This is a genomic window from Pseudomonas sp. NPDC008258, assembly GCF_042956345.1.
In the GTDB taxonomy this organism is placed as follows: domain Bacteria; phylum Pseudomonadota; class Gammaproteobacteria; order Pseudomonadales; family Pseudomonadaceae; genus Aquipseudomonas.
The window spans coordinates 96,279-112,768 of sequence record NZ_JBIBGE010000006.1 but is presented as its reverse complement, the minus strand read 5'-3'; the positions used below and the strand labels follow the sequence as shown (position 1 = coordinate 112,768).

Below are 16,490 nucleotides of genomic sequence, written 5' to 3'. Positions count from 1 at the left end.
TGAGAGTGACCCATGGACACCCTGCAAAACATGCGTGCTTTCAGTTGCGTAGCCCAGCTAGGCAGCTTCACCGCTGCGGCGGCACAACTGGATACGACCACCGCGAACGTGTCGCGGGCGGTCTCCAACCTGGAAGCCCATCTGCAAACAAGGCTGCTCAACCGCACTACCCGCCGCATTGCCCTGACCGAAGCCGGCAAGCGCTACCTGATGCGTTGCGAACAGATTCTTACCTATGTGGAAGAAGCCGAAGCCGAAGCCAGCGATGCCCACGCCCGCCCTGCCGGGCAGTTGAAGGTGCACTCGATGACCGGGGTCGGCCAGCACTTCGTGGTGGATGCCATCGCCCGCTACCGCGAATCGCACCCGGACGTGACCTTCGACCTGACCATGGCCAACCGCGTGCCCGACCTTCTCGACGAAGGCTATGACGTGTCCATCGTGCTGGCCACCGAGCTGCCCGACTCAGGGTTCGTATCCCAGCGGCTGGGCATTACCTACAGCATCGTCTGCGCCTCGCCCGGCTACATTGCCCGCCACGGCAGCGCGCAAAAGCCCGCCGACCTGCTCAAGCACGCCTGCCTGCGCATGGTCAGCCCGGTGATTCCGCTGGAAAAGTGGCTGTTCGACGGGCCGGAAGGCCAGGAAATGGTCAACATCACCAGCTCGCCGTTCATGGTGAACACCGCCGACGCCATGAAGACCGCGATCCGCAGCGGCATGGGCGTGGGCGTGCTGCCCATTTACTCGGCCATCGACGGCCTGCGTGATGGCAGCCTGGTGCGGGTGCTGCCCGAGTACCGCCTGCAGGAGCTGAACCTGTACGCCATCTACCCGTCGCGGCAATACCTGGATGCCAAGATCAAGACCTGGGTCGAGTACCTGCGCAACTCGCTGCCGGAGATTCTCGCAGCCCATGAGGCCGACCTTAAAACCCATCAGGTGCTGATCGCCAACTAAAAGCAGCTGCAAGCTGCAAGCTGCAAGCTGCAAGAAAAAGCAGATATGTGCAGGTGCTGCTTTTTCTTGTGGCTTGTAGCTTGTAGCTTGTAGCTTTTCTTTTGGAAGCAGCCCGATGAAAAAGACCGTCCTGGCCTTCAGCCGTATCACCCCGGCCATGGCCGAGCGCCTGCAGCAAGACTTCAACGTGATTCTGCCGAACCCCAAGCTCGGCGACATCAATGCCCAGTTCAACGAAGCCCTGCCCGAGGCCCACGGCCTGATCGGCGTTGGCCGCAAGCTCGGCCGTGCCCAGCTTGAAGGCGCGGCCAAACTGGAGGTGGTGTCCAGCGTTTCGGTCGGTTACGACAACTATGACCTGGACTACTTCAACGAGCGTGGCATCGCCCTGACCAACACCCCCGACGTGCTCACCGAAAGCACCGCCGACCTGGGCTTCTCGCTGGTGATGGGCTGTGCCCGCCGCACCGCCGAGCTGGATGCCTGGACCAAGGCCGGCAACTGGCAGGCCACCGTGGGCCCGGCGCACTTCGGCAGCGATGTGCATGGCAAGACGCTGGGTATCGTCGGCATGGGCAACATTGGCGCTGCCGTTGCCCGCCGTGGGCGGTTCGGTTTCAACATGTCGGTCATCTACGCGGGCAACAGCCGCAAGACCGCGCTGGAACAAGAGCTGGGGGCGCAGTTCCGCAGCCTGGATGAGTTGCTGGCAGAAGCGGATTTCGTGGTCATCGTGGTGCCGCTGTCCGACGCCACGCGCAAGTTGATTGGGGCACGTGAGCTGAAGCTGATGAAGCCGAGCGCCTTCCTGATCAACATTGCCCGCGGGCCGGTGGTAGACGAAGCGGCGCTGATCGAAGCGCTGCACAACGGCACCATTCGTGGGGCTGGCCTGGATGTGTACGAAAAGGAGCCGCTGAGCGATTCGCCGCTGTTCAAGCTGCCCAATGCGCTGACCTTGCCGCACATTGGTTCGGCTACTGCCGAAACCCGCCAGGCCATGGCCAACCGGGCGATGGACAACCTGCGCGCGGCGCTGCTGGGTGAGCGGCCGCGGGATCTGGTGAACCCGCAGGTTTGGAAGGGCTGATAGCCTTTCTTAGCCTGTACTGGCCCCTTCGCGGGCGCGCCCGCTCCCACAGGAACTGCACAGATATTGAGGCCTGTGTTTTACCTGTGGGAGCGGGCAAGCCCGCGAAGAGGCCGGTGCAGGCAGCACATCATCTATTTGGCCACCACCAACCCCTCAGCCACCTTGGCCTTGGGCTTGCGAAACACCAGCACATTCCCCGCCATCACCGCCACCAGCCCCATCAGGGCCGGCGCCGTCCACTGATACCCCTCGGCCACCGCCGACACATTCAACGCCACCAACGGGAACAGCACCGTGCAATAGGCTGCCCGCTCCGGCCCCATGCGCCCGACCAGGGTCAGGTAGGCCGTGAAGCCGATCACCGAGCCCGGTATCACCAGGTACATCAAAGACCCGATATAGCGGGTGTTCCATTCCATGTCGAAAGGAATACCGCTGGCCAGGCAATAAACCGCCAGCATCATCGCCCCGTACGCCATGCCCCAGGCATTGGTGGTCATGGGCCTGAGCCCGGCTTTTTGCTGCATGCTCGACAGCATGTTGCCCGCCGAGAAGCACAGCGTGCCGAGCAAGGCCAAGCCAAGGCCGTACAACGTCTCGCGGCTGGCGCTGTGGTGCGACAGCTCGGGCCAGAACAGCAAGCCCAGGCCGAGCAAGCCCAGGGCGCCGCCACCCAGCACATTGCTGGCGATTTTCTGGCCGAAGAAAACCCGTGCGTTAAGCGCGTTCCACAGCGTGGCGGTGGAGAACACCACGGCGATCAGGCCACTGGCAATCCACTGGCTGGCCGTGAGAAAACACATGAAATTGACGCAGAACAGGCACAAGCCCTGGGCCAGGCAGATCTGGTGGCCGCGGCGGTTCATGGGTTGCAGGCGGCGGGTGAGCAGCAGGATGGCGAACAGAATGAGGCCGGCCAGGGCGAAGCGGTATACGATCGAGACGGGGATGGCGACCACGCCCAACTGGAGCTTCAGGGCAATCCAGGTGGTGCCCCAGATCAGGACAGTGAGCAGGTACAGTGACAGGTTCATGGGTGCAGTTCCTCAGGCGATCGACATTACATCCCGGGGCCGCTGCGCGGCCCATCGCCGGCAAGCCAGCTCCCACAGGGACAGCGTCAACCCCAAGCCGGGCGCTGTACCTGTGGGAGCTGGCTTGCCGGCGATCGAGGGCGCAGCCCTCGCCAGTGCCAACAGTGTTCACCGTGCGCGGCGCATGCAGCTTGCACAAACTTGCGCTTTTGTCCCGCAGGTAGCTGTCAGCCTGCCCAAGTGGCAGTAGGATGGCTGGCAAGAGGAACCGCCCATGACCCCACTCACCCAGCTGCAAGTGTTCAACGCCATGCACGCCTCGCCCCACGCGCGGCTGGAGCTGAGCGCGCACCTGGGCGACGGGCTGGCGGCGGCGTTGTGGAGCAACCGTGACGATGCCCGCGACTACCAGGCGCCGACCCATCACACCCTGTCGTGCTACATCGCCGACGGCACCGGCACCTTCCGCCGCCAACGACCGGCAGACAAGGGCGCGCCCGGCAAGCTGTGCGTGATGCCGGCCGGGCAGGAGTCGAACTGGGTGGTCAATGGTGCGATCCGGCTGGCGCACCTGTATGTCAGCGAGGCGCAGTTCGCCTTGGGTTGCGTGCGCCTGCTCGACCGGGAACCCCGTGAATTGCAGTTGCAGGAGGCGACCTTTCTCGACGACCCGCAACAGGCCACTCGCTTTCGCCAATTGATCACCCTGGGCTGGGACGAGCCCGGCGAGCGCTTGCTGGCCAGTACCCTGGCGCACGAGATCGTCGACCATGCGCTGCTCAGCCAGGTCGGCCTGCGCCAGGGCCTGCGCCTGAAAGGCGGGCTGGCACCCAACCTGCGCCGGCAACTGGTCGATTACATCGAGGCGCACCTGGACCAGCCGCTTACCCTGGGTGAACTGGCCTTGCGCTGCAACCTGTCCGAATACCACTTTGCGCGCATGTTCCGCACCAGTTTCGGGCTACCGCCGCACCAGTACCTGCTGGCCCGGCGGCTGCACCGGGCTTGCGGGTTGTTGCAGTTGGGGGCGATGCCGCTGGGGGAAATTGCCCTGCTGTGCGGGTTTGCCAGTGCCAGCCATTTCAGCAACCGGTTCCGCCAGGCGATGGGTGCCACACCGGGCGAGTACCGTTTGGCCTTCAGCCTGTGACATTGGGGCTGCTTTGCAGCCCATCGCCGGCAAGCCAGCTCCCACAGGATTTCCACAGGCTTGAAGTTGTCGCAATACCTGTGGGAGCTGGCTTGCCGGCGATGGGCCGCAAAGCGGCCCCCTGCTACCTAGAACTCGAAGGTGCTCGACAAGCTCACCTGCCGCGCATCGCCAATCGCCACAAAGTACTGGTTCACCGCCGAGCTGTAGTACACCTTGTCGAACAGGTTCTTCACGTTCAATTGCAGCCGGACATTGTGCTCATCGAGCTTGGTCTCATAGGTAGCGAACGCATCAGCCACGGTGTACGACGGCAGGTCGAAGGTGTTGGTCGAGTTGCCCGCCCGTTCACCCACGTAGCGTGCGCCTGCACCGAACCGTAGCTTGTCGCCACCGAACAGGCTGCCGAAGTCGTACACAGCCGACAACGAGCCCGTGTGCCTGGCCACGTTCTGCAGGCGGTTGCCCTCAAGGTCCGGGTCTTTCGTCACCTTGGCATCGGTAAAGGCATAGCTGCCGATCAGGCTCCAGCGCTCGCTGAGCTGGCCGGTCAGGTCAAGCTCCACACCTCTTGAATTGACCTCGCCGGCATTGCTGTAGACCGTCTCGCCGGTTCCGCTGTCGAAATTGGCGACCAGCACATTACGCTTGGTGATGTCGAACAGCGCCAAGGTACCGGTCAGACGGCCGGGCATGTCCAGCTTGGCGCCCAGCTCCCACGACTTGCCTTCCTCGGGCGCAACGGACGAGTCCAGTACTACGCCGCCCGTCAGCGGCGCAATGCTGGAGTTGGGCTTGAACGACTCGCTGTAACTGCCATAGAACGACAGCTGGTCATCGACCTTGTAGACAATGCCGGCATGCGGCACCCAGGCCTGGCCGCTGTTATCGGTATTGGCCGTGAACGGTCGACCGCGGCCGGCATACTGGTCGAACTGCTGGAAGCGCGCGCCGGCCACCAGGATCCAGTGATCATCCAGGTGCAACGCGTCCTGCACGAACAGCGCATCGGTGCGCAGCTTGTCGGTCTGGTCGCTGTCACTGGCACGTACGCTGGTGCCTTCCACCTCCTGGCCGTAAACGGGGTTGAGGTAACTGAAGGTGGAGCGTGCCGTCTGGCGGATCAGGTCGCCGCGATACACCTTGCGGTCTTCATGGTCGATGCCGAACAACAGGTCATTCTGCATGCCGGCCAACTCCACATTGCCGGCCAGGCTGAGGGTGGCGAACTGGTCGCGGCTCATGGCGTTGTGGGTGCCGTCGATGCTGCGGGTCAGTGTGCCCTTGGCTTCGTTGACGCCGGTCACCCGCACCTGGCTTGCATCGTATGTTTCGCGGTTGAAGCTGTAGCCAAAGTGCAGCTTCCAGTCGTCGGCCAGCTGGTGGTCGACTTCCAGCCGATACAGGTCGGAGCGCCCTTCCATGTCGTTGAACGGCTCGTCCAGCCGACGCGTGGCGGGAATGTTCAGCGGGTGGCCGTTGTTGCCGAACGCAGTGCCACGGTCAAACGGGTAAAGAAATTCGCGGTGCTCGTAGGCCAGCACCACCTGGGTGTCTTCGCCCAGCCAGGCCAGCGACGGCGCTACCAGTGACTCGCGGTGCACGCCATAGTTGCGCCAGTAATCCTCGTCTTCGTGATCGACGATCAGCCGGTAAGCGAAGTTGCTGTCACCCAGTGCGCCAGTGCTGTCGAACCCGCCGCCACTGCCATTCTTGCCACTGCCGTAGGTGGAGCCGCGTACGGTCAGCGCGTTGTACTGTTCAAGTTGCGGGCGCTTGCTGACCACGTTGATCACCCCGCCAGGGTCCTGGATGCCGTACAGCAGCGAGGCCGGGCCCTTGAGCACTTCGACCCGCTCGGTGCTGGCGTTGAGGCTGCGGCCCTGCACGATGGGCATGCCATCACGCATGATCGAGCCGTCGCGGTTGTCGCCAAAACCGCGCTTCATCACCGTGTCGGAGGTGCCGCCAAAGTTGTTGCCCTGGGTAATGCCGCTGACGTTGGCCAGGGCATCATCCAGGTTGCGCGGGGCCTGATCGCGAATGACCTGGGCCGGTACCACGTTGATGGCCTGGGGGATGTCCTGGTTCGGGCCCTGCCCGCGCATGATCGAGGCGGTGGCCGGCGGTTGATAGCTGTACACGTCCATTTGCGAGGTCACGGTGGTGGCCTGCAGGTTGAGGGCGCCGGAGGTATCTGCGGTTTCGAGGGTCAGCGTACGTGCATCCACTCGGCGCCAGGCCAGCCCGGCGTTGCCCAGCAACTGCTGCAGGGCCTGTTCGGCGCTGAAGCGGCCGTTCAGTGCCGGTGCCTGCACGCCCGGCAGTTCCAGTGTGTAGACCACACTCTGGCCGGTGGTGCGGCTGAAGGCGTTGAGCGCCTGGGCCAGGGGCTGGGCCGGCTGGGCGAAGGCATAGGTCTGCTGTTGCTCGGCGGCACTGGCCAAGGGGGCGACAGCAATGGCCGGGAGCATGGCAAGGCCGAACCAGAGAGGGACGCAACGCGGGGAGAACTTCATGGACGCTGACCTGTGAGAGGGTGATTATTGCGAATGAATCGCACTTCCACTCATTACACGGATGCCACGTCCTGTTACCTCACCCGCTTTCTGAAAATTTTTTCTCCTGCGCTGGCCTCTTCGCGGGCATGCCCGCTCCCACAGGGACTTGCGCAATAACTGTGGGAGCGGGCGTGCCCGCGAAGAGGCCGGTGCAGGCGACTACCGAACCAAGGTCAAACGCCCCAATACGGTCTGCCGCGAAAAGCCCATCACCTTGCCCAGCGAATCCAGCGCCAGCAACGGCTCGCCCACCGGGAAACTGCCACTGACCTTGCGCTGCCCCAGTTCGCCATCCAGCAACACAATGCGCCCTGGGTAATAGCGCCGGAGGTCTTCTACCACCTGAGCCAGCGGCACCTGGTAATAGTTCAGCCACCCTTGGCGCCAGGCCAGGCGGTTGTCACTGTCCACAACCTGGGTGTCACCGACCTTGCCTGCGCTGTAGTTCACCTGCTGGTTGGCAGTCAGCTCACGCGCCAAGGTGCCCTGCGCAGGGCTCACCCCCACACGCCCGCTGCGCACCGTCACCTGGGCGCCCTCGCCTTGCTCACGCACCTCGAACTGGGTGCCGAGCACTCGAACTTCGCCACCGGCCGCTTCAACCAGGAACGGCTCGCCGGTATGCGTCACCTGGAAGAACGCCGCGCCATGCAGCAACCGCACACGGCGCTCACCCTGGGCAAAATCGACGGCAATGGCGCTACCCGCATCCAGCGTTACTTGCGACTGGTCGGCCAAGGTCACCTGGCGAATCTGCCCGGCAGTGCTGTAGTCGGCCTGCAAGTCCTGTAACCAGTAGGCCGGGTGCCAGCCACCGGCAATCCCCACTGCCAGCACCAGGCAGGCCGCCATCGCCAGTGCCGCCACGCGCCGCCACGGGCTGCGGGTCGGCGGGCTGGCCATGGCATCGAGGTAGCGCTGCAGGGCGTCCTGTTCCTCGTCCGCCAACAGCAAAGCCGGGGTGGCGCTTTTCTGCCACAGTGCCTGGGCCTGTTGGTAGGCGTCACGGTGCCCGGGGTCGGCCAGCAACCAGCGCTTGAACGCCGCCCCTTCGGCTTGCGCGGGCTGCTCGTTGATGCGGCTGAGCCATTGCAGTGCTGCCTGGGATTGCGCCTCGGTAATGGGGGGCATGCTGCTCATCGACGGGCGCTCCCTGGCCGGCGTGGAGTGGGCGCGGGCTCGGCAACACTGGCCTTGCACGCTTCAAGGGCGCGCATCATATGCTTTTCCACGGCACTCTGGGACAACTGCATGGCCTTGGCGATTTCGCCGTACTTGCAGCCGTGGATGCGGTTGAGCAGAAAGATCTGCCGGGTGCGCTCGGGCAAGGCACGCAAGGCGGCCTCGATGCGCTGCAGGTCGTGGTCCACCTCCAGGGCCTGCTCGGGTGCCTGGGCCATGGCCATCTCGTCTACCGGCAAGGCGGCTTCTGCCACACGCTCTCGGCTGCCCTCACTGCGCAGGTGGTCAATGGCCAGGTTGCCGGCGCAACGCAGCAGGTAGGTATCCAGTGCCTCGACCTTGACCTCGGGGCGGCGCCAGAAGCGCAGGAACAGTTCCTGGACCAGGTCCGAAGCCGTGGCGCGGCAGCCGACCCGGCGGCTGACCAGCGCCTCCATGCGCGCCCGTTGGGCCAGGAATACCTGGACGAAACGGGCACGCCCGCCGCCATTTTCGGCGTCCAGTTCGGTCATGTCCCCCGGCTCGCTCACAGGGTCACACTGCAAACACGGCCAGCAACGGCCCCAGCACCACGCTGGCGGCGGCCAGGCCCAGCAGCAGGCGCGGTTGGTAAGGTAGCCCGAACACCCACAAGGTCACCCCGGCCATCATCACCGCAGTCCACTCCACCAGGCCGTGGGCCCAGCCACGCAAGTGCACGCTCAGGACCAGCGACAGCATCAGCAACAGCCAACCGGCGATACGCAACAGCCGCAACTGCCCAGGGCGCGGCTTGCGCCCGAGCAAGTCGCTGAAGTGTTTTTCCATGGCCAGGCACAAGGCAACAAAACCTGCGAATGCGATAAGTGCGTTACCCAGCATCAGCTCGCCTCCGCCGTTTCGGTGCTCGGCTTTTTCGCCACACGTGGGCGCTTGGCAACCGGCTTGGGGCTGCGCAGCATCTTGCCGGCCAGCCAGGCCAGGAACAGCCCGGTTGCCAGGGCTGTCAGGTCGAAGCCGGCGATGGCCCAGTCACCTTCCAGCAGCGAATGGTTCAGGCCCCGATCAGTGCTCAGGCCGTTGAGCAACGGCAGCAAGGCAAAGGCCAGCGCACCCAACGCAAGTTGCTCGCCCCAGGCCCTGCGCCCACTGCGCAGCACGGCATGCAAAAGCGACAGGCCCCAGGCCATGAAGAAGGCATTGACCTCCCAGTCGGCCCGGCCTTCGACGCCCATCGGGATAAGGCGGTTGGCCCAGAAGAAACCCGCCACCGCCAGCAACAAGCCGCTCATGCTGGCAATGTTCAGCACTTCGACCAGGCGCAGTTCACCCGGCATGTGCTCGCTCTTGGCGTGCTTCAGTTGGCGTTTGCCCAACCACATCACAAGCCCCGTGCCAATCACCGCAGTACCCGCCACCCCGAAGAAGAAGTACAACCAGCGCAGCCAAGGCCCGGCGAAATTGCCCATGTGCAGCCCGGCAAAACTGAAGGCGGTCATCATCGCCCCGCTCTCGGGCTTGCCCTGGCTCAGCAGCGCGCCACTGGCGCCGTCGAAGGTCCAGTTGGCACTGCGCCGGTAAGCCACGTGGTCGGCAGCCGATTGGGTGAAGGTGACGCGAGCATTGCTGTCACCCGGGTTTTGCACCTGGATGTTGCCAATGCGCGCGCCCGGTTGCAGGGCCTGCACCTGGGCATACAGGCTCGGCAGGGGCACCAGCGGCGCAGCCACCTGGGCGGCCTTCGGCGCATCGTTGCGGCCGAACAGGTCGTTGAAGTACTTGTCGGTGTCATTGCCATAACTGGCCATGATCCCCGCCGGCATCACCATGTACATGAACAGCACCAGGCTGCTGTAACTGATCATCAGGTGGAACGGCAGCACCAGCACGCCAATGGCGTTGTGCCCGTCCAGCCAGGAGCGCTGCCCTTTGCCGGGGCGGAAGGTGAAGAACTCCTTGAAGATCTTCTTGTGGGTGATGATGCCGGTAACCAGCCCCAGCAGCATGATGAAGGCGCAGAAGGTCGACAGCCAACGGCCGAACGGGTAAGGCATCTGCAACTGGAAGTGGAAACGGTAGAAGAACTCGCCACCGCGGCTGTCGCGTGCTTCCACCGGCTGGCCCGTCTGTGTATCGAGGGTTTTGCTCACGAACCCCCGCTGCCCGCTATCAGGGTCGCGGTAGCCCACACTCAAGGCCGCCTCGCGTGCGTTGGGCATGCGGATGAACCACGTGCCCGAATGCGCGCCATGCTCTTGCAAGTAGTGCTGGGCCATGTCCAGGCTATTGAGCGGGTCAAGGGCATGGCTGCGCACTTCGGGCTGTGCCCAGTGGGTAATTTCTTCCTTGAAATACGACAACGTGCCGGTGAGGAAGATGGCGAACAACAGCCAGCCGAAAATCAGCCCGGTCCAGGTGTGCAGCCAGGCCATCGCCTGGCGGAAGCCTTCTTTCATGGGTTTTTCATCCAGTAGGCAACGCCGCTGATCATCCCCAGCAGCAGGCTTGGCGCCAGTACGCCCAACCAGGCACGCCAGGCGCTGCGGCACGCGAAGCACCAGATGAATGCCAGCAGGTAGAAGACGAACGACAGCAACAGACCGGTCAGCGTGGCATCAACCTTTGGCAACGGCGCCACCAGGGCAATGCAGACGCTGGCCATGGACGCCAGCAGGTAGCCGCCCAACAGCGCGGCCAGGCTGCGTGAGGCAACGGCCAGCCGATAGCTGAGCGAGAGGCCGGCAGTTTTGCGCGTCATGGCGAAGGTCCGGGCGTTTTTCGGGGGTGCAATAATAATGATTTCAATTCTCATAAGCAAAGCCCGCAGACGGCTGACGATTGCCGAAAAACCCTTCAGTCAATACAATGCGAACAATTCTTACTACCAGTTGCGCTGTACAGCGCCGGAGTATCACGGTGCCCAGCGCGCTCTCATCCACGGTCGAAGGCCTTTACCACGCCCATCACAACTGGCTCACCGGCTGGTTGCGCCGCCGCCTGGGCTGCCCGCAGAGCGCCGCGGACCTGGCCCAGGACACCTACCTGCGCCTGCTGCAGGCCCGCGAAGCACCGCAACTGGTCGAGCCGCGCGCGTTCCTTGCAACGGTAGCCAAGCGCGTGCTGTGCAACCACTTTCGCCGCCAGGAGCTGGAGCGCGCCTACCTGCAAGCGCTGGCACAGGTGCCGGAAGAGGTCGCACCGTGCGAGGAGCAGAAGGCGATCATTTTCGAGACCCTGCTGGAGCTCGACCGCCTGCTGGATGGCCTGCCTCCCTTGGTCAAGCGCGCCTTCCTGCTGGCACAGGTCGATGGCCTGGGCCAGGGTGAAATCGCCCGCGAACTGGGTATCTCGCTGGCCACGGTCAAGCGCTACCTGAGCAAGGCGGCCATGCGCTGCTACTTCGCCCTGTGAACGCCTCGTTTTCCCCGCAGGTGGCGGAGCAGGCCGTGCACTGGCTGATCGAGTCCCAGGGCGATGAATTTGGCCAGGCGCAACAACTGGCCTTCGACCATTGGTTAAAGGCTGACCTCGAGCACCAGCGGGCCTGGGCGCATATCCAACAGGTAAACCAGCGGCTGCGCGGCGTGTCCTCGCCGGTGGTGCATGCAACCCTGCAAGCCCCCCACTCGCCGGCCCGGCGGCGCGCGCTCAAGGCACTGCTGCTGGTGGGTGTGGCCAGTGCCACCGGGCTTGGGCTGCAACAACACAACCCCATGCCGGGCCTTATGGCCGACTACCGCAGCCCGGTCGGGCAGCGCCGGCGCATGGGCCTGGAAGACGGCAGCGTGTTGCAACTCAACACCCGCAGTGCCGCCGACGTGCGCTTCGACGGGCAACAGCGCCGGGTGCGGCTGTTTGAAGGCGAACTGGCGCTGCAGGTGGCCAGCGATGCCCGGCCGTTGCTGCTGCGTACCGGCGAAGGGGCATTACGCCTGGACAGCGGGCGCTTCAACGTGCGCCAGTTCGACGGCTACAGCCTGGTTTCCGTCTTCGAGGGTGTGGCCAGCGTCGCGGGACAACCGTTACTGGCTGGGCAGCAGGCACGCTTCACGGGGGGCTGGCAGTCGATCTCGGCGCTGGACCGCAATGTGGGCGCCTGGGTCGATGGCATGCTGGTGGCCTCGCAGATGCGCCTGGCGGATTTTCTTGCCGAGCTTGGGCGCTATCGCCACGGCCAACTGGGGTGCAGCGAGAAGGTCGCCGGCTTGCGCATTTCCGGGTCGTACCCGCTGGATGACAGCGAGCGCATCCTGCAAATGCTGGAAGTCGCGCTGCCGGTGCGGGTGCGGCGCTTTACTCGGTATTGGGTAACGGTGGATGTAGTGTGATGGCTAACAGGTGACCGCCCTGGTTTTTGCGGGGGGACGTAAATCGAGCGCCGCCCGCGCGGCGCATCGCGAGCAAGCTCGCTCCTACATCTGTTTCGGGCAAATTATTCCTGATGAAGAGGCGCGCGGCCCCTTGCCGTCCGGCTCGATATCGGGTGGAACAAACAAGGCGGTCGCGCGCATTGGCGCAGGCGATACTGGCCCGAAACAGATGTAGGAGCGAGCTTGCTCGCGATGCGCCGCGCGGGCGGCGCTCGGTCTCACAGGCGACAAAAATGTCATGGCGAAAACACCCGCAAAAAAAATCAAATCAACTGAGCCATTTTCCCAACCTCGCGTGACAGACATGGCAGAACCCCTCTTTCAGGACCCGACCCATGCCGTTGCGCCCCAGCCCCCTGCTCCACGCCCTGCTGCTCACCACCACCCTCGGCCTGGCCATGCCCGCCGCCCATGCCGAAACCCGCAGCTACCACATCGCCGCCGGCTCGCTTGAAGACGCACTCAACCAGTTCGGCCGCGAAAGCGGTGCGCTGATCTCGTTCGGCTCGCAACTGACCCAAGGCATCAGCACCCAAGGCCTGGATGGCCAGTACGATGTGCGCCAAGGCCTCGACGTGTTGCTGCGCGGCAGCGGCCTGCAGGTGCGGCAGGAAACCGACAACGCCTTCAGCCTGCAGCCCGTCGGTAGCCCCGCTGCCAACGCCCCGGTCGAGCTCGGCGCCTCCACCGTAGTCGGCGACTGGCTGGCCGAAGCGCAGCAGGACAATGTGTTCGAGCACCCCGGCGCCCGCGACGTGGTGCGCCGTGAAGAATTCGAGCGCAACGGCGCGACCACCGCCCGCGAAGTGCTCAACCGCATCCCCGGTGTCAACGCCCCCGACAACAACGGCACCGGCAGCCATGACCTGGCGCTCAACTTTGGCATCCGCGGCCTCAACCCGCGCCTGGCCTCGCGTTCCACCGTGCTGATGGATGGCATACCGGTGCCCTTCGCCCCCTACGGCCAGCCGCAACTGTCGCTGGCACCGTTGAGCATGGGCAACATGGACGCCGTGGATGTGGTGCGCGGTGGCGGCGCGGTGCGCTACGGCCCACAGAACGTTGGCGGCATCGTCAACTTCGTCACCCGGGCGATCCCCGAGGAGGCCACCTTCAAGGCGGCCATGCAGAACCAGATCAGCCCGTCCTCCAGCCACGATGGTTTCAAGAACAGCGCCAACTTGCTGGTCGGCGGCACCAATGCCAACGGCCTGGGCGGCGCCTTGCTGTACTCCGGTACCCGCGGTGGTGATTGGCGCGAACACAGCGACACGCAGATCGACGACCTGATCCTCAAGGGCAAGCTGCAACTGGACGAAGCCAACAGCCTGCACGCCATGGCCCAGTACTACGAGGGCGAAGCCGACATGCCCGGTGGCCTGAGCACGGCCGACTTCGATGCCGACCCGTACCAGTCCACGCGCCTGAAAGACAAGTTCTGGGGCCGCCGCACCCTGTTCAATTTCGGCTACGACTACAAGCAGGACGACCGCCAGTTCAGCGTCAACAGCTTCTTCACCAAGACCCTGCGCAGCGGTTACCTGGACCAAGGCAGCTTCGTCTCGCTGTCGCCACGCGAATACTGGGTGCGCGGCATCGAAACCCGCTTCTCGCAGGGCTTGGCCCTTGGCGACAGCTGGCACGAACTGGGCATCGGCTACCGCTACGTCAACGAAGCCGGCCACGAACTGCGCTTCCGCGAGCCGCTGAACGGCAACCTGCCGACCACGGCCAGCCGCAACGACCGCGACACCCGTGGCAGCACCGAAGCCCACGCCATCTACCTGGACGACCGTATCGACATCGGCCGCTGGACCATCACCCCCGGCGTGCGCTACGAGATGATCGACTCCGAGCAGAGCAACAAGCTCAACGGCCAGCGCTACCAGGGCAGCTACAACACTGCGCTGCCGGCACTGAACGTGATGTACCACCTGACCGACAGCTGGAACCTGTACGCCAACACCGAAGGCTCGTTCGGCAGCGTGCAGTACAGCCAGATGCCCAACCGGGTCAGCAGCGGCGAAGTGAAACCGGAAAAGGCGCGCACCTGGGAAGTGGGTACCCGTTATGACAGCGGCGACCTGCAGGCCGAGATCGGCGCCTTCCTGATCAACTTCGACAACCAGTACGAAAGCAACCAGACCAACGATTCGGTCATCGCCCGTGGCGAAACCCGCCACCAGGGTATCGAGACCAGCATTCGCTATGCACTGGACGGCCTGAGCCCGGCCCTGGCCGGCTTCGACGTGCACGCCAGCTATGCGTTCGTGGACGCCACCATCCGCGAAGACGGGCCGAACAAAGGCAACCAGGTGCCGTTCTCGTCACGCCACAAGGGCAACCTGGGCGTGGGCTACACCGAAGGCCCTTGGCAGTTGAACCTGGACGGCAGCTTCCAGAGCAGCCAGTACGCCGACAATGCCAATACCAGCACCGAAAGCGCCGACGGCAGCACCGGGCGCATCCCTGGCTACATGCTGGTCAGCACCCGTGCCGGGTACGACTTTGGCCCGCAGCTGTCGAACCTGAAAGTGGCGGTTGGCGTGAAGAACCTGTTCAACCGCGAGTACTACACGCGTTCTTATGATGACAACAACAAGGGCAAGTATGTGGGTGAGCCGCGCACCTTGTATGTGCAGACATCGGTGGAGTTCTGACCAACCGTAAGGGGCCGCTGTGCGGCCCTTCGCGGGCATGCCCGCTCCCACAGGGATAGTGCATTTCTGCACCGGCGCGCAACCTGTGGGAGCGGGCGTGCCCGCGAAGGGCTGCACAGCAGCCCCATTTGCAACAAGAAATTTATTTTCAAAAAGGGGTTGAATTCATCTCCCAGTTGCCTGACCTTAGAGTCAAGAGGCGCAGAAATTCCAAGGGTCTCAAGGACCTGGGCGCGCCTCCATGCGAGCAAGCTGAATAAGGATTGAATCATGCAAATCCAGGTCAACAGCAGCAACCATTTCGAAGGCAATGCCCGGCTCGACCAGTGGGTCCGCAGCACACTGCAGAACTCGCTGGAACGTTACGAAGAAGACCTCACCCGCATCGAGGTTCACCTGCGCGACGAGAACGGCGCCAAGCCCGGACCGCATGACAAACGCTGCCAGATGGAGGCTCGCCCCAAAGGCCACCAACCGATTTCCGTGACCCACACTGCCACTTCGGTGGACCAGGCAGTCGACGGTGCCGCCACCAAGCTCAACCACGCGCTGGAACACTTCTACGGCAAGCTGCGCAGCAAGCGCGGTGCCCTGGAACTGAGTGACCCGGAGGCCTGACCGCAACAATGAAAAAGCCCGGCCAAGTGCCGGGCTTTTTTTATCAAGGGTTATTAAAGGCCATTCAAGCCCTCCCTCAAATCACTACCCTCAACCTGGGTACCGGGAACAGGTTCTCCAGGGTTGTCAGCAGCCGCGCGTGGTAAAGCGGCTTGCGGAAGAAATCCACCACCTGCAGGCGCAGCAAATCACTGACATCGTCCAGGTCCGCCTGCCCGGACATGACGATCACCGGCAGGTGCTGGCGGGCCGTATGGTCGCGCAGGCGCTTGATCAGACCAATGCCGCTTTCCTCCGGCATACGCAGGTCGGTGATCACCAGGGCAATGTCCGGGTAACGGGTAAGCTGTTGCAAGGCAGCCTTTACCGACGTGGCGGTCAGGCAGGCGAAGCCTTCGTTATCGAGCAGTTCGGCCAGCTCCAGCAGAACGTCCTGCTCGTCATCCACCAGGAGGATCTGCTGGCTCGCAGAAGCGGTCTGCATGTCGATGGCTCCTGATTACGCGCCCCCGCCAGCGAGGGCATCTTTGATGGTATCGAAGGTATCCTTGACGGAGCCGGAAATGTCTCCGACGAACGCGGCCAGCACGACCGCCACCATTGTCGCGATGACTGCGTATTCGATACCGGACGCACCATCCTTGCGATGCAGAAAACTCATGCAGTGAAAGATGAACAGTTTCATGCTTCAGCTCCTTGCGGCATGCATGCCGACGATTGCGGTATCAAAGTGACACCCATTTGCCATCAGCATCGTCAAGCTGAGGCGGGCTGCAAATGTATTAAAGGATTAATCCAAAAGCATTAATCCAAGAGAATTAACGCTTGGGAAATTGCTAACCCTCTGTATTGCCTAGACTTAATCAAAATCCCGAAAAAAACC

General features: G+C 63.6%; 17 protein-coding genes. 7 read left to right on the top strand and 10 right to left on the bottom strand.

Features of this window, described 5'->3' with window-relative positions; translation table 11 throughout:
- The first annotated feature begins 12 nt into the window (after positions 1-12).
- A complete protein-coding gene (locus tag ACFY9W_RS06785; protein WP_016713499.1) occupies positions 13-960 on the top strand; it encodes a LysR family transcriptional regulator in 948 nt (315 codons plus the stop codon).
- Positions 961-1,075: 115 nt separating this feature from the next.
- Complete coding sequence (locus ACFY9W_RS06780) at positions 1,076-2,050, top strand: NAD(P)-dependent oxidoreductase (RefSeq protein ID WP_391127506.1); 975 nt, start codon at positions 1,076-1,078, stop codon at positions 2,048-2,050.
- A 134-nt stretch (positions 2,051-2,184) separates the two neighbouring features.
- Here the strand turns inward: ACFY9W_RS06780 and ACFY9W_RS06775 are convergent, their stop codons facing one another.
- On the bottom strand, positions 2,185-3,087 hold the full coding sequence (locus ACFY9W_RS06775; RefSeq protein WP_391127504.1) for an EamA family transporter: 903 nt from the start codon (positions 3,085-3,087) through the stop codon (positions 2,185-2,187).
- A gap of 274 nt (positions 3,088-3,361) precedes the next feature.
- On the opposite strand from ACFY9W_RS06775, the gene ACFY9W_RS06770 reads away from it, so the two are divergent.
- The gene (locus ACFY9W_RS06770) at positions 3,362-4,237 is read left to right on the top strand and encodes a helix-turn-helix domain-containing protein (protein WP_391127501.1); all 876 of its coding nucleotides are present in this window, start codon (positions 3,362-3,364) and stop codon (positions 4,235-4,237) included.
- Between the two features lie 128 nt (positions 4,238-4,365).
- On the opposite strand, the gene ACFY9W_RS06765 is transcribed toward ACFY9W_RS06770, so the two are convergent.
- The 6 genes from ACFY9W_RS06765 to ACFY9W_RS06740 all read right to left on the bottom strand — a co-directional run bounded on the left by ACFY9W_RS06765 (position 4,366) and on the right by ACFY9W_RS06740 (position 10,717).
- Positions 4,366-6,756 carry a TonB-dependent siderophore receptor gene (locus tag ACFY9W_RS06765; protein ID WP_391127498.1) on the bottom strand — a complete coding sequence of 797 codons (2,391 nt, stop codon included), beginning with the start codon at positions 6,754-6,756 and terminating at the stop codon, positions 4,366-4,368.
- Between the two features lie 201 nt (positions 6,757-6,957).
- Positions 6,958-7,938 carry a FecR domain-containing protein gene (locus ACFY9W_RS06760; RefSeq protein ID WP_391127495.1) on the bottom strand — a complete coding sequence of 327 codons (981 nt, stop codon included), beginning with the start codon at positions 7,936-7,938 and terminating at the stop codon, positions 6,958-6,960.
- Complete coding sequence (locus tag ACFY9W_RS06755; protein ID WP_391127492.1) at positions 7,935-8,492, bottom strand: sigma-70 family RNA polymerase sigma factor; 558 nt, start codon at positions 8,490-8,492, stop codon at positions 7,935-7,937. The genes ACFY9W_RS06760 and ACFY9W_RS06755 overlap by 4 nt, the downstream gene beginning before the upstream one ends.
- 22 nt (positions 8,493-8,514) lie before the next feature.
- Positions 8,515-8,841 (bottom strand): DUF3325 domain-containing protein, encoded by a 327-nt coding sequence (locus ACFY9W_RS06750; protein ID WP_110740528.1) that lies wholly within the window; start codon positions 8,839-8,841, stop codon positions 8,515-8,517.
- Positions 8,841-10,415: a PepSY domain-containing protein gene (locus ACFY9W_RS06745; RefSeq protein WP_391127488.1), complete on the bottom strand. Its 1,575-nt coding sequence runs from the start codon at positions 10,413-10,415 to the stop codon at positions 8,841-8,843. The genes ACFY9W_RS06750 and ACFY9W_RS06745 overlap by 1 nt, the downstream gene beginning before the upstream one ends.
- Positions 10,412-10,717: a DUF3649 domain-containing protein gene (locus tag ACFY9W_RS06740; RefSeq protein ID WP_016497978.1), complete on the bottom strand. Its 306-nt coding sequence runs from the start codon at positions 10,715-10,717 to the stop codon at positions 10,412-10,414. The genes ACFY9W_RS06745 and ACFY9W_RS06740 overlap by 4 nt, the downstream gene beginning before the upstream one ends.
- Before the next feature lie 107 nt (positions 10,718-10,824).
- Between ACFY9W_RS06740 and ACFY9W_RS06735 the strand changes: the two genes are divergently transcribed.
- Both ACFY9W_RS06735 and ACFY9W_RS06730 read left to right on the top strand, forming a co-directional pair.
- Complete coding sequence (locus ACFY9W_RS06735; protein ID WP_391127485.1) at positions 10,825-11,370, top strand: sigma-70 family RNA polymerase sigma factor; 546 nt, start codon at positions 10,825-10,827, stop codon at positions 11,368-11,370.
- Complete coding sequence (locus tag ACFY9W_RS06730; RefSeq protein WP_391127482.1) at positions 11,367-12,287, top strand: FecR domain-containing protein; 921 nt, start codon at positions 11,367-11,369, stop codon at positions 12,285-12,287. Before ACFY9W_RS06735 ends, ACFY9W_RS06730 begins: the two co-directional genes overlap by 4 nt.
- An 84-nt stretch (positions 12,288-12,371) precedes the next feature.
- Here ACFY9W_RS06730 and ACFY9W_RS06725 read toward each other — a convergent pair whose 3' ends face one another.
- Complete coding sequence (locus ACFY9W_RS06725; RefSeq protein WP_391127479.1) at positions 12,372-12,635, bottom strand: hypothetical protein; 264 nt, start codon at positions 12,633-12,635, stop codon at positions 12,372-12,374.
- A gap of 29 nt (positions 12,636-12,664) precedes the next feature.
- Between ACFY9W_RS06725 and fecA the strand changes: the two genes are divergently transcribed.
- Positions 12,665-14,989, top strand: coding sequence for a TonB-dependent Fe(3+) dicitrate receptor FecA (fecA, locus tag ACFY9W_RS06720; protein WP_391127476.1), 2,325 nt, complete (start codon positions 12,665-12,667; stop codon positions 14,987-14,989).
- Between the two features lie 270 nt (positions 14,990-15,259).
- Entirely contained in the window at positions 15,260-15,607 is a 348-nt protein-coding gene (locus tag ACFY9W_RS06715; protein WP_391127474.1) for an HPF/RaiA family ribosome-associated protein, read from the top strand.
- Positions 15,608-15,683: 76 nt separating this feature from the next.
- Here ACFY9W_RS06715 and ACFY9W_RS06710 read toward each other — a convergent pair whose 3' ends face one another.
- Both ACFY9W_RS06710 and ACFY9W_RS06705 read right to left on the bottom strand, forming a co-directional pair.
- Positions 15,684-16,091, bottom strand: coding sequence for a response regulator (locus tag ACFY9W_RS06710; protein WP_391127471.1), 408 nt, complete (start codon positions 16,089-16,091; stop codon positions 15,684-15,686).
- A 15-nt stretch (positions 16,092-16,106) separates the two neighbouring features.
- On the bottom strand, positions 16,107-16,292 hold the full coding sequence (locus ACFY9W_RS06705; RefSeq protein WP_391127468.1) for a Flp family type IVb pilin: 186 nt from the start codon (positions 16,290-16,292) through the stop codon (positions 16,107-16,109).
- Positions 16,293-16,490 lie beyond the last annotated feature (198 nt).